The organism is Neorhizobium sp. DAR64872/K0K18 (genome assembly GCF_050500175.1).
Lineage (GTDB): Bacteria > Pseudomonadota > Alphaproteobacteria > Rhizobiales > Rhizobiaceae > Neorhizobium > Neorhizobium soli.
In genome coordinates this window covers 3,414,591-3,437,109 of record NZ_CP191446.1, presented here as the reverse complement: position 1 = coordinate 3,437,109, position 22,519 = coordinate 3,414,591, and the positions used below count along the sequence as shown (strand labels likewise).

Genomic DNA, 22,519 nt, shown 5'->3' with positions numbered 1-22,519 from the left:
CGTATCTCGAAGATCGCGGCTTAGAAGCGGCCGTCGTCTTCTTCGTCGTCGTCCTTGCGGGTCGACTTGAGGGAGGAAAGCTTGGCGAACACGGCGTTCGCATCGATTTCCTTTTCCTTCTCTTCTTCGCGTTCGCTGCGGAAACCGCCGAAGCCGATGTTTTCGGCTTCTGCAGCCGGCTGCAGGGATGCACCGAGTTCGGCAGCGGTGGGCAGCGGGCGACCCTTCGAGGCCTTCTCGACTTCAAGGTCGAGATCGATCTGGCTGCAAAGGCCGAGCGTGACCGGGTCCATCGGCGCCAGGTTTGCGGCGTTCCAGTGGGTGCGCTCGCGGATCTGTTCGATGGTCGACTTGGTGGTGCCGACGAGGCGCGAAATCTGCGCGTCCTTCAGTTCTGCGTGATTGCGCACCAGCCAGAGAATGGCGTTGGGGCGATCCTGGCGCTTGGAGACCGGCGTGTAACGCGGGCCGCGGCGCTTGGATTCGGGAACGCGAACCTTCGGCTCGGAAAGCTTGAGCTTGTAGTTGATGTCTTTTTCAGCGCGCTCGATCTCGTCGCGCGACAGCTGGCCGGTGGCGATCGGGTCCAGGCCCTTGATACCCTGCGCTGCTTCGCCGTCTGCAATCGCCTTCACCTCAAGCGGGTGAAGTTTGCAGAACTGGGCGATCTGGTCGAACGAAAGCGCGGTGTTGTCGACGAGCCAGACGGCTGTCGCTTTCGGCATGAGCAGTGTTTGAGCCATAGATATAGTTCCTCTGTCCGTCCGCGCCGGTGTCGCGGGCGTGGGTATCAACCACAATTTCCGGGAATTTATTGCCCTATATTCGATTTGCGTCGGAATTGCAAATCGTCCAGCACCTTACCCTTTGTCTAATTGCGGCCCATGTTCCAAGTGTTAGATATGGGTCAAAGCAGGGAGGAGCACATGTCCGAAAAAATTTATCCGGTCGAGAAAGCCACCAAGGCAAAGGCGCTCATCGACAAGGACAAGTATGACAAGTGGTATGAGGAAAGCATCGAAAACCCGGACAAGTTCTGGGGCAAGCATGGCAAGCGGATCGACTGGTTCAAGCCTTTCACCAAGGTGAAAAACACGTCGTTCAAGGGCAAGGTCTCGATCAAGTGGTTCGAGGACGGCCAGACCAACGTTTCCTATAATTGCATCGATCGACACCTGAAGACGCATGGCGAGCGCACTGCGATCATCTGGGAAGGCGACAACCCGTATATCGACAAGAAGATCACCTACAACCAGCTCTACGATCAGGTCTGCCGCATGGCGAACGTGCTGAAGAAGCACGGCGTCAAGAAGGGCGACCGTGTCACGATCTACATGCCGATGATCCCGGAGGCAGCCTATGCGATGCTGGCCTGCGCCCGCATCGGCGCGGTGCATTCCGTCGTGTTCGGCGGATTTTCGCCGGAAGCGCTGGCCGGCCGCATCATCGACTGCCAGTCGACATTCGTGATCACCTGTGACGAGGGCGTGCGCGGCGGCAAACCGGTGCCGCTCAAGGAAAATACCGATACCGCTATCCGCATCGCGGCCAAGCAGTATGTCACGGTCAACAAGGTTCTGGTTGTCCGCCGCACCGGCGGCAAGACGAACTGGGCGCCCGGTCGCGACCTCTGGTATCACCAGGAAATCGCCACCGTCAAAGAGCATTGCGAACCGGTGAAGATGAAGGCGGAAGATCCGCTGTTCATCCTCTACACGTCAGGTTCCACCGGCAAGCCGAAAGGCGTTCTGCACACGACCGGCGGCTATCTGGTTTATGCGGCGATGACGCATGAATACACGTTCGATTACCATGACGGGGATATCTACTGGTGCACGGCCGATGTGGGCTGGGTGACCGGGCATTCGTATCTCGTCTACGGGCCGCTGGCGAACTGCGCGACAACGCTGATGTTCGAAGGCGTGCCGAATTTCCCCGATCAGGGCCGGTTCTGGGAAATCGTCGACAAGCACAAGGTAAACATCTTTTATACGGCGCCGACAGCGATCCGTTCGCTGATGGGCGCCGGCGACGAGTTCGTGACGCGGTCGTCGCGGGCCAGCCTGCGGTTGCTCGGAACGGTGGGCGAGCCGATCAATCCGGAGGCCTGGAACTGGTATCACGAAGTGGTCGGCAACAAGCGCTGCCCGATCGTCGATACCTGGTGGCAGACGGAAACCGGCGGCCACATGATCACGCCGCTGCCGGGTGCCACAGCGCTCAAGCCTGGTTCGGCGACAAAACCCTTCTTCGGCGTGCAGCCGCAGCTGGTCGATAACGAAGGCAATGTGCTGGAAGGGGCTGCCGACGGCAATCTCTGCATCATCGACAGCTGGCCGGGCCAGATGCGCACGCTTTACGGCGATCACGACCGTTTCGTCGAGGCGTATTTCACCACCTACAAGGGCAAGTACTTTACCGGCGACGGCTGCCGGCGTGACGAGGACGGCTATTACTGGATCACGGGCCGCGTCGACGACGTGCTCAACGTTTCCGGCCACCGTCTCGGTACGGCGGAAGTGGAATCGGCGCTGGTGTCGCACAATCTCGTGTCGGAGGCGGCCGTGGTCGGCTACCCGCACAACATCAAGGGTCAGGGCATCTACTGCTACGTGACGCTGATGGCCGGCAACGAGGGGACGGAGGAGCTTCGCCAGCAGCTGGTCAAGCATGTGCGCCAGGAAATCGGCCCGATCGCGGCACCGGACAAGATCCAGTTCTCGCCCGGCCTGCCCAAGACCCGATCCGGCAAGATCATGCGACGCATTCTGCGAAAGATTGCCGAGGACGATTTCGGGGCGCTGGGAGATACGTCGACACTCGCAGATCCAGGCGTGGTGGATGATCTGATCGCCAACCGGCAGAACAGGTCGGATTGATCCGATAACTCGCGTGGGATGTCAGCGATGGCATCCCACGCATTTCAACGAATATCTGCGTATTAGTCCAAGCGGCCAATACAGGCTCAGTCATCACACACTGGCACCATCTTGCGGCCGCCGTCATAGGGTTGAACCAGTCCTGCCAGAAGCAGGTCCGAGCTGGCGCTGCGGCCATCTGGCAGGACGACGTCAGCGACGATGCGGCCAAAATACTTGTCTCCGGAAATATTGACGAGCTGGATCGTGCCGGACGCCTGCGTCAGTGCCTCCAGCGCCTGTCGCGCGTTGCCACCGGCTTGACGGACGGATCCGCACTTCGACTTCAGCTCCGGCGCATCGATGCCACGGATGCGGACATAGACTTCCACCCTCTGCTGCGGCCAAGGCCGCGCTTCGACCAGGATCGTATCGCCATCGATGACCCGCAGGATCTCGGCAGCAACCGGTCCGGAGATTTCTTCGCGCGCTGTCGCCTCAGCCGCAGGGGCTACGAGGAGAACAGCAATGAGCACGAGATATCTGACCATGAAAGGAATAAATTCCGATCATTGACTGAAGTCAATAGGAATATTTGCTTACGGCTCGGTAGCTTAAAAATCGATGGCGCGGCCGTTGATTTCCCAGTCGCCGAACCGGGAGGGATCGGCGCCGCCGCGGCCGCCGAATTCTTCTGGAGTGTCCGTCTTTGCTGCTGCCTGCCGGCGCTCCTCGGCTTCCTTCAGAGCGCGCTGGGCAGCCGGCGAGAGCGGTTTGCTCGGGGCTGCGGTCTCGATCTGCGTTTCGCTGTTGTCGTTGTCGGGCGTCTGCATTTCATTCACCGGATGGTTTATTGAAAGTCTGAGCGAATTCACCACATTATAGGGCGTTCTGAAGATTTCGAAAACCCTTACACGGGTTGAATTGGCAACGGGAGATATGACGATGAATGTGATGCGCACCGCCATGCTTCTGGCCTTCATGACGGCGTTGTTCATGGGCATAGGCTTCCTGATCGGCGGCAAGGGCGGGATGATGATCGCGCTGGTGATCGCGGCCGGCATGAACCTGTTTTCCTACTGGAACTCCGACAAGATGGTGCTGTCTGCCTATCATGCGCAGGAGGTCGATGCCCGTTCGGCGCCGGAATTTTACCTAATGGTGCAGTCACTTGCTGCCAATGCGGGCCTGCCGATGCCGAAAGTCTATATCTACGACAACCCGCAGCCGAATGCGTTTGCGACCGGCCGCAATCCGGAAAATGCTGCCGTTGCCGCTTCGACCGGTCTGTTGCAAAGCCTGACCCATGACGAAGTGGCCGGTGTCATGGCGCATGAGCTGGCGCATGTGCAAAACCGCGACACGCTGATCATGACGATCACAGCGACGCTCGCCGGCGCGATTTCCATGCTGGGCAATTTTGCGTTTCTGTTCGGCGGAAATCGCGGAAACAACAGCAATCCGTTCGGTTTTATCGGCGTGATTGTTGCCATGGTCGTTGCGCCCTTTGCGGCAATGCTGGTGCAGATGGCGATCAGCAGGACGCGCGAATATTCGGCCGACCGTCGCGGCGCCGAGATCTGCGGCAAGCCGCTGGCGCTGGCTTCCGCACTCTCCAAGATCGCCGGCACGGCGCGGCAGGTTCCGAATTACGAGGCGGAGCGCAACCCTGCGACGGCGCATATGTTCATCATCAACCCGCTTTCGGGCGAGCGGATGGATAACCTGTTCTCGACCCATCCGAATACGGACAACCGGATCGCAGCACTTCAGCAGATGGCTGGTGAGTTCCGGGGGGACATCGGCGGCGGTGGCTCGACGGGGCAGTCTTCGGCTGCTAGACCGCAGCGAAGCGCGCGCTCCGTTCCGAATTCCGGCTCCGACAGCCGGTGGGGCCGCAGTTCGAACGAACCGCCCAAGGGTCCATGGTCTTGAACGACAAGAAAAACAACAGGCCTTCCAGATCAACTGGCGCGCGGGAAAACCCGACATCCCATGCGCCAGGGCCTCGCCCAGACGCCGGACCGGCAAAGCCGGGGCTCGAAGTCCGCGTGACAGCGGCCAAGCTTTTGTCGGCGGCCATCGACAAGAAGATTTCGCTCGATGGCATGCTCGACCTGTCCCACGGCAACCCGGCCTACAAGGCATTGGGCGATGCTGACCGGGCCCTGACGCGCGCCATCCTGACCACCGCCCTTCGCCATCTGACCCGGCTCGAAGCGGCGATTTCGTCCATGATCGATACGCCGCTGCCGCACGGGGCAAAATCCCTGCATCATGTTCTGGTGGTTGCGGCCGCGCAGATCCTCCATCTCGACGTCCCCTCGCATGCGGCGGTCGACTTGGCCGTCGAGCAGGCCAATCGCGATCCTCGCAACCGTCGCTTTGCCAAGCTGGTGAATGCCGTTCTGCGCCGCATGGTGCGCGAAAAGGAAGAGATCCTCGCGGCCACCGCTTCGGTGTCGCCGGTACCGGATTGGTTCCGCAAGCGTCTGGTTGCCGCCTACGGCGAGACCAAGGCCGACAAGATTGCCGAAGCGCAGCTGACGCCGGCCGCCATCGATCTGACAGTAAAGAGCGATGCCAAGGGCTGGGCCGAAAAGCTCGGCGGCAAGCTGTTGCCAACAGGCAGCATCCGCCTGCAGGCTTTCCAGGGATCCGTGACCGGTCTCGAGGGTTTCGAGGACGGTGAATGGTGGGTGCAGGACGTTGCCGCATCCATTCCGGCACAGTTGTTCGGTGACCTCACGGGCAAGCGTATCGCGGATCTCTGTGCGGCGCCCGGCGGCAAGACGGCGCAGCTGGTTGTGGCCGGCGCGCACGTGATTGCCGTCGAGCAATCCGCCAACCGGCTGGCGCGGCTGAAGGAAAACCTGGCACGGCTCGGTCTCGAAGCGGAGCTTTCGAGCGGCGATCTGTTCGAATTCAAGCCGGACGAGTTGCTCGATGGCGTGCTGCTCGATGCACCCTGCTCGTCCACCGGCACCACCCGCCGCCATCCCGATGTGCTCTGGACCAAGGGACCCGAGGATATCGGCAAGCTTGCCGTGCTGCAGGAACGCATGCTGCGGCATGCGGTGACACTGGTAAAACCGGGCGGGCTCATCGTGTTTTCGAACTGCTCGCTCGATCCGCTGGAGGGCGAAAAGCTGGTGGCCAAGGTTCTGGCGGATACGCCGACACTGGAACGCCAGCCGGTCAGCCCGAGCGATTGGCCGGGTCTGGAATCTGCGGTTTCAGATCTCGGTGAATTCCGCACCACGCCCGCCATGCTGCCGGGCGATGAGACCTTTGCCGGTGGCATGGATGGCTTCTTCGCGAGCGTGCTTCGCGTCAGGTAAGTCTTTATTCACTATAACCTTACATAGTTTCGGTTGATCCATAATCGATTCCGGGCGCTCGGGGAGAGCACCCGGCCCTGCGGAGAATATCTCAAGTGACGATGCGGCTTGCCGATCGCCGAAGGATTCTTGCCTTCGGCATGCGGGAGATCTGGCGACGCATGTGTCGCCGGTCCGCCGGCATGCGCCTTGCTCTGACACCGCTGCCGGTGCCGGACAGGTTGATCGTGGCGCCCACCGACCTGCGATCGATCGATCCGTTCATTGCCGAGGAAATTCTCGAGGGGCGCTATCCGCTGGCCGGGCGCGTTCTCGAAACCTTCGGTCATTCGCCGTTCCAGGTCGAGCTTCCGTCCAAGGCCTTTGCCGAGCGGCTGCATTCGTTTGCCTGGCTGCGGCATGTTCGCGCCAACAAGACGGAAGAAGCCTGCGACCACGCCCGTGACGTGGTGGCGGACTGGATCACGCTGCATGGCCGCCGCCAGAAGGGCATCGGCTGGGAACCGAGCGTGGTGGCCGAGCGGGTGGTCGCATGGCTCTCGCACTCGACCGTCCTCCTCCAGGGCGCGGAGGCCGGCTTCTACCGCCGCTTCATGAAGAGCCTGGCGTTTCAGGTGCGCTACCTGCGCAAGATCGCCGGCTGCATTCCCGCCGACGAGACCCGGCTTCGCATCCGCATCGCGCTCGCCATGGCGTCGGTTTCCATGCCCACACGGGCGGCCTTCATCCGCCGCGAAGGTGCGCGGCTCGATCGTGAATTGGAATTTCAGATCCTGGCCGATGGCGGCCATCTCTCGCGCAATCCGCGCTCGATGCTCGATGCGCTGCTCGACCTTCTGCCGCTGCGGCAGACCTATATCAATCTTGGCCACGATCTGCCGCAGAAGCTGATCCCGACGATCGACCGCATCTATCCTGCGCTGCGCTTCTTCCGCCACCAGGATGGCGATCTGGCGCTGTTCAACGGTGCGACGGCGACACCGGCAAGCGAGCTGATGTCGGTGCTGCGGTATGACGAAAGCGGTGGCAAGCCGTTCAAGGCGCTGCCGCATATGAACTATCACCGGCTGACGGCCGAGGACACGACGCTGATCGTCGATACCGGCTGGTCGGAGCCGGAATTCTCGCGTACGGCGCATGCCGGTTGCCTTGCCTTCGAGCTCTCGTCGGGCCGCAACAGGTTCATCGTCAACTCAGGCTCACCGAAATTTTCCGGGCGCGGCCACCGCAAGATGGCGCGCTCGACGGCGGCGCATTCGACGCTCACCCTATCGGAGACGTCATCGAGCCGGATCGCCAAGTCGAAGCTTGCCGGCCCCATCCTGCTTCCCGGCGTCTCAGATGTCACGATCGACCGACGCGACGATGCGCATGGCAACGACTGGCTGCGGGCGACCCATGACGGGTATCTCAAGGAGTTCGGCTATCTCTACCACCGCGAGATCGGCCTCAACACGACCGGCAACAAGATCAAGGGCCATGACCGGCTGTTCGTGCCCGATGGCGAGGAGCCGGGAGACGAGAGACTGGTGGCTGTTGTTCGCTTTCACATCCACCCGGCCATCCGGCTGGTGCGGCGCGACCCGGAAAGCGTCGTGATGCAGGCGAGTGACGGCGAGAAATGGCTGTTTTCGGCGCCGGGTCTCGATGTCATGATCGACGAGGACATCTTCTTTGCGGATGTTTCCGGCCCTCGCCCGAGCCAGCAGCTGGCGATCGAATTCATCCTGCCCGAGGTGACCGAAATCCGCTGGATGCTGCGTCGCGCCGACTAGCCTGGTTGGAATAGGGTTTCCCTGAAGGGGTAGCTGTGCTAACCGGCGCCCAATCCCTTTTAGCCCTTTCGGGGCACCCTCTTTCAGGAGAGACCGATGGCCGTCGCATCCAAGAAAATCCCAGCGCCCGACCGCGTCAAGATCCGCACAGCGCTTCTTTCCGTGTCCGACAAGGCCGGCATCATCGAGCTCGCCAAGGCGCTGACCGAACAGGGTGTAAAGCTTCTGTCCACCGGCGGCACGCACAAGGCGATCGCGGCCGCCGGTCTTGCCGTCACCGACGTCTCCGAAGTCACGGGTTTTCCTGAAATCATGGACGGTCGCGTCAAGACGCTGCATCCGACCGTGCATGGCGGCCTTCTCGCCATCCGCGACGACGAGGAGCATGTCGCCGCGATGCAGAAACACGGCATCGAGAGTATCGATCTTTCGGTCATCAACCTCTATCCGTTCGAGGAAGTGCGCGCGGCAGGCGGCGACTATCCGACGACGGTCGAGAATATCGATATCGGCGGCCCGGCGATGATCCGTGCGTCTGCCAAGAACCATGCCTATGTCACGATCGTCACCGATCCCTCTGATTACACTGCCCTGATCGAGGCGCTGCAGGCCAATGGCGGCGAGACGGACTATGCGTTTCGCCAGAAGCTTGCCGCCAAGGCCTATGCCCGCACCGCAGCCTATGACACGGCGATCTCCAACTGGTTTGCCGAAGCGCTCGAGATCGAGACGCCGAGCTATCGGACGATCGGCGGCGTGCTGAAGGAAGCCATGCGCTACGGCGAGAACCCGCACCAGAGCGCCGGCTTCTACGTGACTGGCGAGAACCGCCCCGGCGTTGCCACGGCGGTGCTGCTGCAGGGTAAGCAGCTGTCCTACAACAACATCAACGATACCGATGGCGCCTTCGAGCTGATCGGTGAATTTGCGGCCGATCAGGGACCGGCTTGTGCCATCATCAAGCACGCCAACCCCTGCGGCGTCGCAACCGGCTCGACGCTGAAGGACGCCTATCTGCGGGCGCTGGCCTGCGACAGCACATCAGCTTTCGGCGGCATCATCGCGCTCAACCAGCTGCTCGATGCCGAGACGGCGGAAGAGATCGTCAAGCTGTTTACCGAAGTGATCATTGCGCCCGAGGTTTCCGACGAGGCGAAGGCGATCATCGCTTCCAAGAAGAACCTGCGCCTGTTGGTGACCGGCGGCCTGCCGGACCCGCGTTCGCGCGGCATCACGGCAAAGACCGTTGCCGGTGGCCTGCTGGTGCAGAGCCGCGACAGCGGCGTCATCGAGGATGTCGATCTGAAGGTCGTGACCAAGCGCGCACCGACGCCGACCGAGCTTGAAGACATGAAGTTCGCCTACAAGGTGGCAAAGCACGTCAAGTCCAACGCCATCGTCTATGCCAAGGACGGCCAGACGGCGGGCATCGGCGCCGGCCAGATGAGCCGGATCGATTCCGCCCGAATCGCTGGTCTCAAGGCCGAAGATGCGGCAAAGGCGATGGGCTGGGCCGAGCCGATGACCAAGGGGTCAGCGGTCGCTTCGGAAGCCTTCTTCCCGTTTGCCGACGGTCTGCTTTCGGCGATCGCTGCCGGCGCAACTGCGGTCATCCAGCCCGGCGGCTCGATGCGCGATGCAGAAGTGATTGCGGCCGCCGACGAGCATGGTGTGGCGATGGTGTTTACCGGCATGCGTCACTTCCGGCACTAATCTAGGTTGAGAACCTTCTATCCGGCCGATCTGTCGGCCGGATAGGGCACGGTCAGAAGCAGGATCAGGCCGGTGCCGAGAAAGACTGTCAGCGTCGCCATGCCGAGATGGGCAGAGCCCGTTGCATAGGTAACGATGGAAAACGACAGCGTGGCGAGAAAGCTCGTGGCGCGTCCAGACAGCGCATAAATGCCGAAATAGCGGCCGGCCTCCGACACATCGATGCTGCGGGCAAGGTATGACCGCGACGAGGCCTGGACGGGGCCGAAGGCGGCACCGATCAGAAGCCCGAACAGGATATAGGCCTTTTCCGCCGCGGTGCCGAACATACCGCCTGAATCCTCCATGGAAAGCGGCATCAGGCCGAAGAAGACCTCGCCCGGGCTGGTGGAAACGATGCCGACGGTTGCGATCAGCAGCAGGACAAGACTTGTGACCACCACCGTCTTTGATCCGAGCACCCGGTCGAGATGCCCGGCCGCAATGCAGCCAAAGATCGCCACGACATTCAGGATGATGCCGTAGATGCCGATCTCGATGGTCGCCCAGCCGAACATGGCCGCCGCAAACGTGCCGCCGAGAATGATGAGGCCGTTGACGCCATCCTGATAGAGCATGCGGGCAATCAGGAAGCGGACGATGTCGGGGCGATGCTTAAGTTCACGCAGCGTGCCTGCAAGTTCGCGGAAGCCGGAGCCGACGGCCTTTGCGAGAGGCAGGCCTTTCGGGGCGTCCGGCGTGAAGAAGAACATCGGCAGGATGAATAGAAGATACCAGATCGCCGCGATCGGGCCGGTGATGCGCGCGTCCTCGCCGAGCGCCGGATCAAGCCCGAAGAGCGGCGGAATGCCGAGGAGCGTCAGACCCGTTTCCGGATTGGCGGCAAGCAGCGCGACGACCGCGATCAGCACGGTCATGCCGCCGAGATAACCCAGACCCCAGGCGATGTTCGAAACCTTGCCGATATCGGCCTTGGATACGAGGCGCGGCATCATGGAATCGTTGAAGACGATGGAAAACTCCGCCGCGATCGAGGCAAGGATGATGCAGGTCACCGGCAGGGTGAGTGGCGAGCCGGGGGCGGCCTGCCAGAGCATGACGAGGCTTGCGACCTTGATCAGTGCAAAGCTTGCGATCCATGGCTTTCTGGCCCCCGACTGATCGGCGATCGATCCCAGGATCGGAGACAGGATGGCGATGACGACGGAGGATGCCGTCGCCATGTTGCTCCAGGTGGTCTGGGCGGAGATCGGGTCGTCGGTGAGGCGCGCGACGAAATACGGGCCGAAGATGAAGGTGATGACAACCGTGAAGAACGGCTGTGCCGCCCAGTCGAACAGCATCCAGCCCCAAATGCCGCGCCGGCCTGGTTTAGCCGGCGCCTCGTCAATTCCTGTCTCGGCCATCTTCTTTTCCCCGGAGCCCCTGCCCTCAAGTCGACCGTGCGTGTGCCAGATCTCCCAGCAGGCCGGCGGCGACGGAAATCTTCGAGAGGGTCAGATCGCCGCTTTCGCTGAGGCTCATCAGTTCAGCGCCGATGCGATTGACGCGCAGTCGATCGCCAGCGATCCAGGCCTCCACCGGCTTCTTGTCCTTGCGGTGCTCGGTCAGGACGGCAATGACGATGTCGCGGCGTGCCGATGCGAGCTGTTGCAGGCTGCGTGACAGTGCCAGGCTTTCGTAATGGTCGCTTGTGCCAATCCGCTCGCCGGCCACGATCAGCCGGTTGACGCGGAACGTTTCGGTGACGGCGAAATAGCTCTCGATGGCGCGCGCCATGCTTTCGCCGGTCCGGTCGGCAATCCGCATGATCTCCGGCACGATGACGAGGGCCGATAGCAGGCGTATCTCTTTCACGAGACCGGACGGCGCACCTTCGGCCTCAAGTTCTGCGGCAAGCGGGCCCGTTTCGGCGATGATATCGTCGGTCACGGCGGCGCGCAGACCCTTGATGGCGGCCCGGAGCCTGGCGATGGCCTCGGTCAGCTCCGTCGTGCCGATCTGCGTCTGAAGCGCGAGATAGGTGCCGATGCCGATGATGCGGCTAACCTGGGCGTAGAGATCATTCTGAACCCTGCCCGAGATCTTGCCATCCAGTTGGTCGATTTCGGCCCAGATGTTTTCGAGATCGAAGCCGTCGCGAACGAGGAAGAGTGCCTTGACGACATTGGCCGAGGTGGCCCCCGTCATGTCGCTCATCATGTGGACAAAGCCCGGGCCGCCGCGGTTAATGGCTTCGTTTGCCAGCGCCGTCGCGACGATTTCGCGGTGCAGGCGGTGGCCGGCGATATCTGCGGCATACGCCTTCTGCATCTTCGCCGGGAAATAGGTTTTCAGCACGGATGCGAAATACGGGTCGTCGGGGATGGTGCTGTCGATCAGGGCGTCGAACAGGACGATCTTCGAGTAGGAGACGAGCACGCCGATCTCCGGTCGTGTCAGCGGTCTCCCACTGGCGTAGCGCTCGGCAAGCTCGGCGTCGTCGGGCAGAGTCTCGACCTTGCGGTTCAGCCGCCCTTCGCTTTCGAGGACCGACATCAGGCGGGCGAGCTGCTCGCGATTGGCGGCACCCTTGCGCTCGACGAGCGAAATCGCCAGTGGTTGCAGGTAGTTGTTGCGCAAGACGAGATGAGCCACGTCTTCCGTCATGGAGGCGAGCAGCGTGTTGCGCTTGGCGCGGGTCAGCCTGCCGTCCTGCATGGCCGGATTGAGCGCGATCTTGATATTGACCTCGACGTCGGACGAATTGACGCCTGCGGAATTGTCAATCGCGTCGGAATTGCAGCGCCCGCCGGCCAGCGAATAGGCGATGCGGCCCTTCTGGGTAACGCCGAGATTGGCGCCCTCGCCGATGACGCTAGCACCGACTTCTGCGGCCGTGATGCGGATCGGGTCATTGGCGCGGTCGCCCACTTCGGTGTCGGTTTCGGATGCGGCCTTGATATAGGTGCCGATGCCGCCGAACCAGAGAAGGTCGACCTTGCTTTTCAGGATCGCCGTCAGGATCTCGAAGGGCGAGGCCGTCATCTTGTCCAGGCCGATCGCCGCTGCCGCCTGCTTGGTCAGCTTCACGGATTTTTCCGTGCGCGAAATGATCATCGCGCCTTCAGACAGCGTCGAGCGGTCGTAATCCTGCCAGCTGGAGCGGGCAAGCGCGAACATGCGACTGCGCTCGGCAAAGGATTTCTCGATATCCGGATCCGGATCGATAAAGATGTCGCGGTGGTCGAAGGCGGCGATCAGGCGGATCTTTTCCGACAGAAGCATGCCGTTGCCGAAGACGTCGCCCGACATGTCGCCGACACCGGCGACGGAGAACGGCGTCGTCTGGATGTCGATGTCCTTTTCGCGGAAATGCCGCTTGACCGCTTCCCAGGCGCCGCGGGCGGTGATGCCCATCTTCTTGTGGTCGTAGCCGGCAGAGCCGCCCGATGCGAAGGCATCATCCAGCCAGAAGCCGGCTTCCTGCGCCAGTCCGTTGGCGGTGTCGGAGAAGGTTGCCGTTCCCTTATCGGCAGCGACGACAAAGTAAGGATCGTCCTCATCGATGCGCAGCGTGTTTTCCGGCGGGACCACCTCTCCGTCGATGATGTTGTCGGTGACGGACAGAAGCGTGCGGATATAGGTCTTGTAGGCTTCCTTGCCGGCGTTGAAGAAGGCGTCGCGCGAGGCGGCGGCGGGAAGCATCTTCGGGAAGAAGCCGCCCTTGGCGCCGACGGGAACGATGACGGCGTTCTTGACCTGCTGTGCCTTCACAAGGCCCAGCACTTCGGTGCGATAATCCTCGCCGCGATCCGACCAGCGGATGCCGCCTCTAGCGACCTTGCCGAAGCGCAGGTGAACACCTTCGACTTCGGTGCCGTAGACGAAGATCTCGCGGTACGGGCGCGGTTCCGGCAGGCCATCGAGCAAATCAGGATCAAGCTTGAACGCCAGCATCGGCTTTGCGCCGCCGTTCTCGTCAACCTGGAAGTAATTGGTGCGAAGCGTTGCGTCGATCGCGATGACGAAGCGGCGAAGTGTGCGGTCCTCGTCGAGGTTCGGCACGTTGCCGAGTGCTTGCTCGATCGTCTCGTGCAGCTCGGTCAGCTTCCTGATGCGGGCTTTTTCGGCAATCTTCGGATCGAACCCGTCGCGGAACAGGCGGAAGACGGAGGCGGAAATTTCCGGATACTTGTTGAGCGTATCGGCGATGTAGGTCTGCGAGTAGACGATGCCGGCCTGGCGCAGATAGCGGGCATAGGCGCGCAGCACGGTCACTTCGCGGGCGAAAAGTCCGGCGAGCAGAACGAGGCGGTTGAAGCCGTCATTGTCGGTCAATCCCTCGAAGGCTTTGAGGAACGCGTCTTCGAGCCGCTGTCCCTCACGCGCAAGATCGATCTCGCGGGCACCGTCGAGCTGCAGTTCCATGTCGTGCAGGACGATGAGGTCCGCCTGCGGGCCGGCGTGGATTTCGAATGTCTGCTCGCTGACCACGTGAAAGCCGAGATTTTCGAGAAGCGGCACGCGGCGCGACAGGGAAAGATGCTGGTCGCGGTGGAAGATCTTTAGCGAAACGGTGTTCGCATCGTCACCGGGGCGCCGGTAGAAGTCGATGCGGATTGTTTCACCCGCTGCGCAGGCGGCAATATCGGGCAGGTCGGCAAAGGTTTCTTCCGGAGAGAACGCTTCCTGGAAAGCGCGGGTGACGGACAGGCGGGGTCCGTCTTCCGCAAGCAACGCGAACCTGTCCTCCCAAGGCGTGGCGATGAGGCGCACGGCCTCCTCAAGCTTTGCCTGCGCGACACGCGGCGTCTTGCCGCCGCTGCGGCCGATGATCATGTGGACGCGGGCCACGCGGGCTTCCGGAAACGCCGGGTAATAGGCCGAGACGTGGCCGTCGAAGATTTCGCAGAGATACGCGCCGACCTTTTCGCGGACGATCGAATTATAATCCTCGCGCGGCACGTAGACTATGACCGAAACGAAACGGTCGAAATGGTCGATACGCGGCAGCACGCGCACGCGCGGCCTCTCGCTCAGCTCCATGATCTGTTCGCAGAAGCTCGAGAGCACGTCGAGATCGATCTGGAAGAGATCGTCGCGCGGGTAGGATTCCAGCGTGTTTTCGAGCATGCGGCCCGAATGGCTTTCCGGGTCGAACCCGAAATTCTTCTCGATGCGGGCAATCTTTGCGCGCAAGAGCGGCACGTCGCGGACGGACTGGGTATAGGCCGTGGACGTGAACAGGCCGACGATGCGCAGTTCGCCGACCACATTGCCCTTTTCGTCGAAGCGCTTCACCCCGACGTAATCCATATAGGCGCGACGGTGCACGACGGATTTGACGTTGGCCTTGGCGACGATGAGGAAATCCGGGCCGTCGAGAAATTCGAGGATTTCTGGCGTCGTCGTGACCTGATCCTTGCCCTGACGCAGGACGAGCACATCCGGATCGGACAGAATGCCGAGGCCCCTGCCCTTGCCGCGCTCCACCTTGGCATCGGCGCCCTTGCCCGAATAGGTGTATTCGCGCATGCCGAGGAAGGTGAAATTGTCGTTCCTGAGCCAGTCGAGAAAAGCATACGCCTCGTCGGCATCGGCCTTCTTGCCTTTTTTAGCGTTGACGAGTTGGGCCTGGGCGTCTTTGAGAACGCCGAGCATCGCGGACCAGCCGGTAATGGCCTGGTGCACCTGGTTAAGAACAAAGCGGATTCGCTCGACCAGCCCGTCGGCTTGCTCGTCGTTGAGCTGAGGCACATGGATCTGGATCAGGCTGACGTGATGGGCCGGGTCGCCGGGTCGCTCGCTCGAGTGAAGCGTCGGCTGCTTGCCCGGTTCGATGACCAGGATCGGATGGACGGCCATCGTGAGGTCGCGATAGGCCGTCGTAACTTCACCCATGACCGAATCGAACAGAAACGGCATGTTGCGATCAATCACCGTAATGATCGAAACCGGCATTCCATCGGGCTCGACACCATCAAGGGTTTCGATTGTGATGTCGGCCTTGATTCGCGTCCAGGCTTTCAGCCGTCTTGCGGCATGTCCCGCGCACAGGGCGAGCATTTCTGGGGTGTAGTTTTCGAGATCGTCACTGCTGGCGCGGCTGAAGATCAGGAAGGGATCGAGATTGTCCTCCATGCCGGAAGCGGCCGCAATCTTGCCCGCCTTCTCGATCTGCTTGTCCCGCTTCGGGTTTTGCCGGCCTGCCATCTGTCTCTCCCTAAATTTTTTCTCAACGTGCGATAAAACGCAGCCAATGTCATTATGCTTTGCCGCGGTGTCTCACCGGTGCTTGCGGCTGGAATTTGTCATAGGCGTGTCACGTCTTGTTGACATGCCGACACAGAGATCCGATCAACGGTTCGATAACGTCGAAAGCAAGCATCATGCAGGGTAATTCAGGCGCGGTCATCGTCATTTCCAGCCATGTGATCCGTGGCTCGGTCGGTAACCGGGCCGCCGTCTTCGCGCTCGAGACCCTGGGATATCCCGTCTGGGCCATGCCGACCGTCGTGCTGCCCTGGCATCCCGGGCACGGTCCTTCGACGCGCCTGACGTTTCCCGAATCGGATTTCGACAAGGCTATAGACGATCTCATCCGGGCGCCATGGCTCGGCGAAGTGAAGGCGGTGCTGACCGGGTATTTCGGAAATGCCGCGCAGCCGCGCGCCGTGGCACGACTGATCGAGGCGCTGCGGAGAAACAACCCGGACCTTATCTATGTCTGCGATCCCGTGATGGGCGATCTCGGCGGGCTCTATATCCCGCAGCCGACAGCCGAAGCAATCCGCGACGAGCTTCTGCCGCTTGCCACCATCGCCACGCCGAACCGATACGAGCTTGCCTGGCTCTCGGGTGCACCGCTCGATGATAACAATGCGATCATGGAGGCAGCAGTCGCGCTCGGGCCGCCGCGGATGCTGGTGACCTCGGCGGTGCCGATGATGACAGGCAGTACAGGCAATCTCTATCTCACCGGCAATCATGCGCTGCTGGCTGAACACCGGCTGATCGACCACGCCCCGAACGGGCTCGGAGACCTACTCTCAGCGGTTTTTCTCGCCCGCGTCATGTCCGGCATGGATGAAGAGAAAGCCCTGCAGACAACGACTGCCAGCGTGTTCGAAGTGCTGGCGCGTTCGGTAAAGCGCGGGGCCAACGAGCTGACGCTGGAAATGGATGCCGCCAGCCTCTCGACGCCGATGGCGATGGTCCAGATGCGCCGGCTCGTGCATCCCCTTAAGAGGCGCAAGCCGTAAGCTCAAAGAGCATGCCCATCCACACAATGGCCGTTGATTCTCGTCTGGCTGCACGATAATCGTGAGCCATGAGCGAATTTCCAGAAAAACTGCTTTCGGGCTACCGTAACTTCATGAGTGGTCGCTACAGCGACGAGCGGGAGCGCTACCGCGCGCTCGCCGATACCGGCCAGAAGCCGCATACGCTCCTGGTTGCCTGTTGCGACAGCCGCGCGGCGCCCGAGACGATCTTCGACTGCGGTCCGGGAGAACTCTTCGTGGTCCGCAACGTCGCCAACATGGTACCGCGCTACGAGCCCGACAGCCAGTTTCACGGGACATCGGCTGCGGTTGAATACGCGGTGCAGGTGCTCGAGATCCGCAATATCGTAGTCATGGGCCACGGCCGCTGCGGCGGTATCCAGGCAGCGCTCGACGCTTCCATGAAGCCGCTGTCGGAGGGGGATTTCATCGGCAAGTGGATGGGTTTGGTCAGGCCTGCGGCCACGCAGATCCAGAGCAACGACCTGATGACCCAGAGCGAGCGTCAGACAGCGCTCGAACGGGTGTCGATCCGCAATTCGATCGCCAATCTGCAGACCTTCCCCTTCGTCCGCAATCTCACGGAAAAGGGAGAACTCGACATTCACGGCGCCTGGTTCGATATCTCGACCGGCGAGTTGTGGGTGATGAACGAGAAGGGCGATTTCACCCGGCCAGACATCAGTGTACCGGCGATCGAGGCCGAGCAGAGCCCGGCCTGATCATTTCAACGGTGTAAGGGCTCAGCCGCCGTCGATCTGGGCGCCCATGTATGCGATCGCCTGCTGGTAGACGGTTGCCGCGTTCCAGCCTTGGATGGCGACGAAATTCGGCTCGCCCTGCTGGTAACCGGCGCCTGTACGCCAGCCATGACCCTTGAGGAAGTTGGCGGTCGATGCCAGCGCATCGGCGCGCGAACGAACCATGTCGATATGGCCGTCACCGTCGCCATCGGCGCCGTAGCGGATGACGTTGAGCGGCAGGAACTGCGTCTGGCCGATTTCGCCATGCGCTGCACCCTTTGCAGTGGTGCTGAGATCACCGCGGGCAACGAGCTGCAGGGCAGCGTAAAGCTGTTCGGTAAAGTAGGCCGAGCGGCGGCAGTCATAGGAAAGCGTCGCGACGGCCGACAGCGTATGCTGGTCGCCCATGTAATTGCCGAAACCGGTTTCCATGCCCCAGATTGCCAGGATCGGGCCGGCCGGAACGCCGTAGCGGCGCTCAATCGACGCAAACAGCGCTGCGTTGGATTTCTTCATGGACTTGCCGCGCGAGATGATCGTTGCGCCACCGCGCTTTTTCATGAACTCGTCGAAGGAAAGCTTGAAGCTTTTCTGGCCGCGGTCGGCGCGAATGGTCGGGCGGTTGTAGACGACGTTGGCAAAGGCGCGGTCGAGAACTGCAGGGCTGATACCCTTGGACGGTGCCTGCTGCTTGAAATCGGCGACCCAGCGGTCGAAACCGGCTCCATCATTGCCGCAGGCGGCGGCAAAGGCCGGGGCTGCGGTTGCAAGCGTTGCTGCTGCGATCAATCCTGCCAGAATAGTCTTCATCATGCGGTCAAACCCGTCGAAAGTCCGGATTGCTTGGCCGAAAGCTTCCGGAAGAATTGCGCTATATTCGGCCTTATGACCCCAGTGGCGGATAATCGCAATTCATCTTCCCATGAATAGTTCGTGAAGAGAGACGAATCGAAAAAACCCCGTCATTTCTGACGGGGCTTTCTAAGCGGATTTGCTTAATAAAGTACGTTACTTATTAAGCAGCAACCTTGCGTGGCTTGATGAGACCGCGATTGACCAGAAGTTCGGCGATCTGGATCGCGTTCAGCGCGGCACCCTTGCGCAGGTTGTCGGAGACGACCCAGATGTTGAGTCCGTTTTCGACGGTTGCGTCTTCGCGGATACGCGAAATGTAGGTCGCATCTTCACCGGCGCATTCGAGAGGCGTGATGTAGCCACCGTCTTCGTGCTTGTCGATCACGAGGCAACCCGGCGCTTCGCGCAGGATATCGCGGGCCTGATCGGCCGTGATCTCGTTTTCGAACTCGATGTTGACGGATTCGGAGTGGCCGATGAAGACCGGAACGCGAACGGCCGTGCAGGTGACACGGATCTTCGGGTCGAGCATCTTCTTGGTCTCGGCCAGAACCTTCCACTCTTCCTTCGTGTAGCCGTCTTCCATGAAGCTATCGATATGCGGGATGACGTTGAAGGCAATACGCTTGGTGAACTTCTTCGATTCGACCGGATCGGCCACGAACACGGCGCGCGTCTGGGTGAAGAGTTCGTCCATGCCTTCCTTGCCGGCACCGGACACCGACTGGTAGGTGGAAACGACGACGCGCTTGATCTTGGCAAAGTCATGCAGCGGCTTCAGCGCGACGACGAGCTGGGCCGTCGAGCAGTTCGGATTGGCAATGATGTTCTTCTTGGAGAAACCGACGATGGCGTCGGGGTTCACTTCCGGAACGATCAGCGGCACTTCCGAATCGTAGCGCCAGGCGGACGAGTTGTCGATGACGACGCAGCCCTGCGCACCGATCTTCGGCGACCACTTCTTGGAGGCATCGCCGCCGGCGGACATCAGGCAGATGTCGGTATCGGAGAAATCGTAGTTCTCGAGGTTGGACACCTTGAGCGTCTTGTCACCGAAGGAGACTTCCGTGCCCTGGCTGCGGGCGGAGGCGAGTGCGACGACTTCATCAGCCGGAAAACCACGTTCCGCCAGAATGTTCAGCATTTCCCTGCCGACATTGCCGGTTGCACCGGCGACTGCGATCTTGAAACCCATTTCTTTGCTCTCTTTCTGTCTCTCCTCGGTTTTCTGAGGGGGAAGCCCGTGTCGCGCGCGACGCGGTGTTCCTTGTCCCCGGCCGTACCGGGGAGAGAGCGGTGGCCAGAGACGTCAGACGATAATTTTCGTCGTCGTTTTGGCCGTGGTTTTGTCGGAAACCGAAAGGGCAACATCCAGCCGCCCGGCAGATACTGCCAGGTCATCACACGCAGCAAAGCGAAAGTCGCGGCGAAGCATGGACACTCCTTTTCCAACGCTGCTCATAAAAGATTTTGCCACAGAGTCAAGGTTGATGCGATCGGACATCGGCGCCGTTATCACGTTTCTGTCATTGCACTGTCATCGCATGGGGCTATCCCCGAACCTCTATGCGACGCAACGACGGGGGTTTTCCATGCGTATGCTTCTTGCTGCCTTTGCAGCCACCACAATTCTTTCCGGCGGCATTCAAGCCGCCCACGCCGCGAACGTCTTTCCGCTTGATCGGGCGACGATCCTGACCGGCTCTCCATTCGATTTCAAGGTCGAGTTCAGCTCGGTCGTGAAGCCTGAGGACGTCAAGATCACCGTCAACGGCCAGGACTACAAGTCTGTGTTCGGCAAGGATGTCGAGTTCGTTGCAGAAGAGAAGAACAAGGACAAGGTCCTCGGTTCCGCCGTCGTGCTGCGCGCACTGACGATCGCGAATGCCGGCGACTACAAGGTTGAGGTGTCTGCTGGTTCGGAAACCAAAAGCGTGACCTGGAACGTCTACGGCACCGCGGCGCAGCCAAAGGCCAAGAACGTGATCTTCCTGATCGGTGACGGTCTTTCCGTGGCGCATCGCACCGCTGCCCGCATCATGGCCAAGGGCATGACCGAAGGCAAGGCGAACGGTCGTCTCGCGATGGACGACATCCCGCCGGCAGCCTTTATCGGCACATCCGCGACTGACGCCGTCGCTACCGACAGCGCCAACACGATGTCGGCCTATATGACCGGCCACAAGACAGCTGTGAACGCAATCGGCGTCTATGCCGACCGCACGCCTGACTCGCTGGACGATCCTAAGGTTGAAACATACGCTGAGGCGGTCCGCCGCCAGACGAAGAAGTCGATCGGCATTGTCACGACCGCAGAAGTTCAGGACGCAACACCCGCAGCCGTCGTCGCCCACACCCGCAAGCGCGGCGACAAGGCGGAAATCAACGGCATGCTGTTCGACGTCGAGCCGGACGTCCTGCTGGGCGGCGGTTCCGCCTACTTCCTGCCCCAGGCGACGCCCGGATCCAAGCGCAAGGACGACAAGGACTATATCGCCCTGTTCAAGGACGCCGGCTACATGCTTGCGACCAGCAAGGCTGAACTGGCAAGGGCATCCGGCACCAATACGGGTAAGATCCTCGGCCTGTTCCACACCGGCAACATGGACACGACGCTTGACCGCGAATTCCTGAAAAAGGGCACGACCGCGAAGTTCCCGGACCAGCCGGGCCTCGTCGACATGACCAAGGTCGCCCTCGACACGCTGTCGAAGAACCCGGACGGCTTCTTCCTGATGGTCGAAGCTGCCAATATCGACAAGATGTCCCATCCGCTGGACTGGGACCGCGCCGTCGTCGATACGATCGAATTCGACAAGGCAATCGCCGCAGCCCGCGAATTTGCCGACAAGAACCCCGACACGCTGATCATCGTCACCGGCGATCATACCCACGGTGTTTCGATCATCGGTACGGTCAACGATGAAAAGCCGGGCGACGACATGCGCGAAAAGGTCGGGACCTATGCCGAGGCAGGCTTCCCGAACTATATGGACGAGAACAAGGACGGTTATCCTGACAAGGTCGATGTTACCAAGCGCCTGTTCCTGAACGCCAATAACGGCCCTGATCACTACGAGACATTCCGTCCGAAGCTCGACAATCCCTTCGTTCCCGCCATCCAGAACGAGAAGAAGGAATATGTCGCCAACGAAGCCTACAAGGATGTCCCGGGCGCTGTTCTCGTGACCGGCATCATTCCGAAGAGCGCTGACAGCGGCGTCCATGCGGTTGACGATGTCGTGCTTCAGGCTGCCGGTCCGGGTTCGGAAGGCTTCCGCGGTTACATGGAGCAGAGCGACGTCTACAAGGTTCTCGCGGAGACTTTCGCGCTGGGCGCCAAGCAGACCAACTAATCAGACCTATTTGGCCTGAACGACATGAATGAAGGAGGGGGCATGTCCTGTGGCATGCCCCCTGTCCAATGAGATATCGCGGGACTTGAAGATATGCCTCACCTGCTGGATGATGACCGTGATCAACGAGGGAAAATGATCATGGGAGCGCTCGAGATGGTCGACCGTCGCCAGATGCTCAAGACCTCGCTTGGCATCATTGCCGGCCTGCCGCTGCTGATATCAGGCGCAACCGCGCGTGCGGACGATCCGCTTTCCTTCGACGAACTCTATGGCAAGGTCAGCGTTCTCGGGCTCGAATTTTCCGACAAGGTCAAGCGGCTGAACGGCCAGGAGATCGCCATGCGCGGTTTCATGGCGCCGCCGTTGAAGGCGGAAGCCTCGTTCTTCGTTCTGACCGAAGTGCCGATGTCGATCTGCCCGTTCTGCTCCACCGATGCGGATTGGCCGGACAATATCGTCGTTGTCTATCTCGATGAGAAGCAGACATTCACCCAGCCAAGCCAGACGATCGAGGTGCGCGGCAAGCTTGAGATGGGCTCGTGGACCGATCCGGACACCGGCTTCGTGAGCCTGCTCAGGATCCGACAGGCGGAATACGGTACGGTCTGAC

The 22,519-nt window shown here is 61.1% G+C and carries 17 protein-coding genes; 9 read left to right on the top strand and 8 right to left on the bottom strand.

Features of this window, described 5'->3' with window-relative positions; genetic code table 11:
* Nucleotides 1-20 precede the first annotated feature (20 nt).
* A complete protein-coding gene (locus tag ACQY1P_RS22185; protein ID WP_062462856.1) occupies nucleotides 21-743 on the bottom strand; it encodes a DUF1013 domain-containing protein in 723 nt (240 codons plus the stop codon).
* A gap of 183 nt (nucleotides 744-926) precedes the next feature.
* Between ACQY1P_RS22185 and acs the strand changes: the two genes are divergently transcribed.
* Nucleotides 927-2,879 (top strand): acetate--CoA ligase, encoded by a 1,953-nt coding sequence (gene acs / locus ACQY1P_RS22180; RefSeq protein WP_062577075.1) that lies wholly within the window; start codon nucleotides 927-929, stop codon nucleotides 2,877-2,879.
* A gap of 86 nt (nucleotides 2,880-2,965) precedes the next feature.
* On the opposite strand, the gene ACQY1P_RS22175 is transcribed toward acs, so the two are convergent.
* Both ACQY1P_RS22175 and ACQY1P_RS22170 read right to left on the bottom strand, forming a co-directional pair.
* Nucleotides 2,966-3,409, bottom strand: a complete 444-nt coding sequence (locus ACQY1P_RS22175) for a thermonuclease family protein (RefSeq protein ID WP_430255517.1) — start codon at nucleotides 3,407-3,409, stop codon at nucleotides 2,966-2,968.
* Between the two features lie 63 nt (nucleotides 3,410-3,472).
* Nucleotides 3,473-3,691: a DUF1674 domain-containing protein gene (locus tag ACQY1P_RS22170; protein ID WP_325265612.1), complete on the bottom strand. Its 219-nt coding sequence runs from the start codon at nucleotides 3,689-3,691 to the stop codon at nucleotides 3,473-3,475.
* A gap of 112 nt (nucleotides 3,692-3,803) precedes the next feature.
* Here ACQY1P_RS22170 and htpX point away from each other — a divergent pair, with 112 nt between their 5' ends.
* From htpX to purH, 4 genes are all read left to right on the top strand, one after another.
* Entirely contained in the window at nucleotides 3,804-4,793 is a 990-nt protein-coding gene (gene htpX / locus ACQY1P_RS22165) for a zinc metalloprotease HtpX (RefSeq protein WP_113110011.1), read from the top strand.
* Entirely contained in the window at nucleotides 4,784-6,199 is a 1,416-nt protein-coding gene (locus tag ACQY1P_RS22160) for an RsmB/NOP family class I SAM-dependent RNA methyltransferase (protein ID WP_430255515.1), read from the top strand. The genes htpX and ACQY1P_RS22160 overlap by 10 nt, the downstream gene beginning before the upstream one ends.
* A 101-nt stretch (nucleotides 6,200-6,300) precedes the next feature.
* The gene (locus tag ACQY1P_RS22155) at nucleotides 6,301-7,974 is read left to right on the top strand and encodes a heparinase II/III domain-containing protein (RefSeq protein ID WP_325265652.1); all 1,674 of its coding nucleotides are present in this window, start codon (nucleotides 6,301-6,303) and stop codon (nucleotides 7,972-7,974) included.
* Between the two features lie 96 nt (nucleotides 7,975-8,070).
* Nucleotides 8,071-9,687 carry a bifunctional phosphoribosylaminoimidazolecarboxamide formyltransferase/IMP cyclohydrolase gene (gene purH / locus ACQY1P_RS22150; protein WP_325265610.1) on the top strand — a complete coding sequence of 539 codons (1,617 nt, stop codon included), beginning with the start codon at nucleotides 8,071-8,073 and terminating at the stop codon, nucleotides 9,685-9,687.
* 17 nt (nucleotides 9,688-9,704) lie between these two features.
* On the opposite strand, the gene ACQY1P_RS22145 is transcribed toward purH, so the two are convergent.
* Both ACQY1P_RS22145 and ACQY1P_RS22140 read right to left on the bottom strand, forming a co-directional pair.
* Nucleotides 9,705-11,093 (bottom strand): MFS transporter, encoded by a 1,389-nt coding sequence (locus ACQY1P_RS22145; RefSeq protein ID WP_430255513.1) that lies wholly within the window; start codon nucleotides 11,091-11,093, stop codon nucleotides 9,705-9,707.
* Nucleotides 11,094-11,118: 25 nt separating this feature from the next.
* Nucleotides 11,119-15,882 carry an NAD-glutamate dehydrogenase gene (locus ACQY1P_RS22140; protein ID WP_430255511.1) on the bottom strand — a complete coding sequence of 1,588 codons (4,764 nt, stop codon included), beginning with the start codon at nucleotides 15,880-15,882 and terminating at the stop codon, nucleotides 11,119-11,121.
* Between the two features lie 176 nt (nucleotides 15,883-16,058).
* On the opposite strand from ACQY1P_RS22140, the gene pdxY reads away from it, so the two are divergent.
* On the top strand, nucleotides 16,059-16,931 hold the full coding sequence (gene pdxY / locus ACQY1P_RS22135) for a pyridoxal kinase PdxY (RefSeq protein ID WP_430255509.1): 873 nt from the start codon (nucleotides 16,059-16,061) through the stop codon (nucleotides 16,929-16,931).
* A gap of 68 nt (nucleotides 16,932-16,999) precedes the next feature.
* Nucleotides 17,000-17,674, top strand: a complete 675-nt coding sequence (locus tag ACQY1P_RS22130; protein ID WP_062462828.1) for a carbonic anhydrase — start codon at nucleotides 17,000-17,002, stop codon at nucleotides 17,672-17,674.
* Nucleotides 17,675-17,695: 21 nt separating this feature from the next.
* Here the strand turns inward: ACQY1P_RS22130 and ACQY1P_RS22125 are convergent, their stop codons facing one another.
* The 3 genes from ACQY1P_RS22125 to ACQY1P_RS22115 form a co-directional block, all read right to left on the bottom strand.
* Nucleotides 17,696-18,508: a lytic murein transglycosylase gene (locus ACQY1P_RS22125; protein ID WP_062462825.1), complete on the bottom strand. Its 813-nt coding sequence runs from the start codon at nucleotides 18,506-18,508 to the stop codon at nucleotides 17,696-17,698.
* 202 nt (nucleotides 18,509-18,710) lie between these two features.
* Nucleotides 18,711-19,745 carry an aspartate-semialdehyde dehydrogenase gene (locus tag ACQY1P_RS22120; RefSeq protein WP_062577062.1) on the bottom strand — a complete coding sequence of 345 codons (1,035 nt, stop codon included), beginning with the start codon at nucleotides 19,743-19,745 and terminating at the stop codon, nucleotides 18,711-18,713.
* 114 nt (nucleotides 19,746-19,859) lie between these two features.
* Entirely contained in the window at nucleotides 19,860-20,054 is a 195-nt protein-coding gene (locus ACQY1P_RS22115) for a hypothetical protein (RefSeq protein WP_162734925.1), read from the bottom strand.
* An 88-nt stretch (nucleotides 20,055-20,142) separates the two neighbouring features.
* Between ACQY1P_RS22115 and ACQY1P_RS22110 the strand changes: the two genes are divergently transcribed.
* Both ACQY1P_RS22110 and ACQY1P_RS22105 read left to right on the top strand, forming a co-directional pair.
* Nucleotides 20,143-21,906: an alkaline phosphatase gene (locus ACQY1P_RS22110; protein ID WP_325265605.1), complete on the top strand. Its 1,764-nt coding sequence runs from the start codon at nucleotides 20,143-20,145 to the stop codon at nucleotides 21,904-21,906.
* 141 nt (nucleotides 21,907-22,047) lie between these two features.
* A complete protein-coding gene (locus ACQY1P_RS22105) occupies nucleotides 22,048-22,518 on the top strand; it encodes a hypothetical protein (RefSeq protein WP_325265604.1) in 471 nt (156 codons plus the stop codon).
* The last annotated feature ends 1 nt before the right edge of the window (nucleotide 22,519 follow it).

Excerpts from the sequence above, each read along its gene's own strand:
- ACQY1P_RS22115 (WP_162734925.1), bottom strand. The coding sequence starts at position 20,054 with ATGTCCGATCGCATCAACCTTGACTCTGTGGCAAAATCTTTTATGAGC.
- ACQY1P_RS22130 (WP_062462828.1), top strand. The coding sequence starts at position 17,000 with ATGAGCGAATTTCCAGAAAAACTGCTTTCGGGCTACCGTAACTTCATG.
- ACQY1P_RS22175 (WP_430255517.1), bottom strand. The coding sequence starts at position 3,409 with ATGGTCAGATATCTCGTGCTCATTGCTGTTCTCCTCGTAGCCCCTGCG.
- ACQY1P_RS22155 (WP_325265652.1), top strand. The coding sequence starts at position 6,301 with ATGCGGCTTGCCGATCGCCGAAGGATTCTTGCCTTCGGCATGCGGGAG.
- ACQY1P_RS22185 (WP_062462856.1), bottom strand. The coding sequence starts at position 743 with ATGGCTCAAACACTGCTCATGCCGAAAGCGACAGCCGTCTGGCTCGTC.
- ACQY1P_RS22140 (WP_430255511.1), bottom strand. The coding sequence starts at position 15,882 with ATGGCAGGCCGGCAAAACCCGAAGCGGGACAAGCAGATCGAGAAGGCG.
- htpX (WP_113110011.1), top strand. The coding sequence starts at position 3,804 with ATGAATGTGATGCGCACCGCCATGCTTCTGGCCTTCATGACGGCGTTG.
- ACQY1P_RS22170 (WP_325265612.1), bottom strand. The coding sequence starts at position 3,691 with ATGCAGACGCCCGACAACGACAACAGCGAAACGCAGATCGAGACCGCA.
- purH (WP_325265610.1), top strand. The coding sequence starts at position 8,071 with ATGGCCGTCGCATCCAAGAAAATCCCAGCGCCCGACCGCGTCAAGATC.
- ACQY1P_RS22125 (WP_062462825.1), bottom strand. The coding sequence starts at position 18,508 with ATGATGAAGACTATTCTGGCAGGATTGATCGCAGCAGCAACGCTTGCA.
- ACQY1P_RS22105 (WP_325265604.1), top strand. The coding sequence starts at position 22,048 with ATGGGAGCGCTCGAGATGGTCGACCGTCGCCAGATGCTCAAGACCTCG.
- ACQY1P_RS22160 (WP_430255515.1), top strand. The coding sequence starts at position 4,784 with ATGGTCTTGAACGACAAGAAAAACAACAGGCCTTCCAGATCAACTGGC.
- ACQY1P_RS22120 (WP_062577062.1), bottom strand. The coding sequence starts at position 19,745 with ATGGGTTTCAAGATCGCAGTCGCCGGTGCAACCGGCAATGTCGGCAGG.
- ACQY1P_RS22110 (WP_325265605.1), top strand. The coding sequence starts at position 20,143 with ATGCGTATGCTTCTTGCTGCCTTTGCAGCCACCACAATTCTTTCCGGC.
- ACQY1P_RS22145 (WP_430255513.1), bottom strand. The coding sequence starts at position 11,093 with ATGGCCGAGACAGGAATTGACGAGGCGCCGGCTAAACCAGGCCGGCGC.
- acs (WP_062577075.1), top strand. The coding sequence starts at position 927 with ATGTCCGAAAAAATTTATCCGGTCGAGAAAGCCACCAAGGCAAAGGCG.
- pdxY (WP_430255509.1), top strand. The coding sequence starts at position 16,059 with ATGCAGGGTAATTCAGGCGCGGTCATCGTCATTTCCAGCCATGTGATC.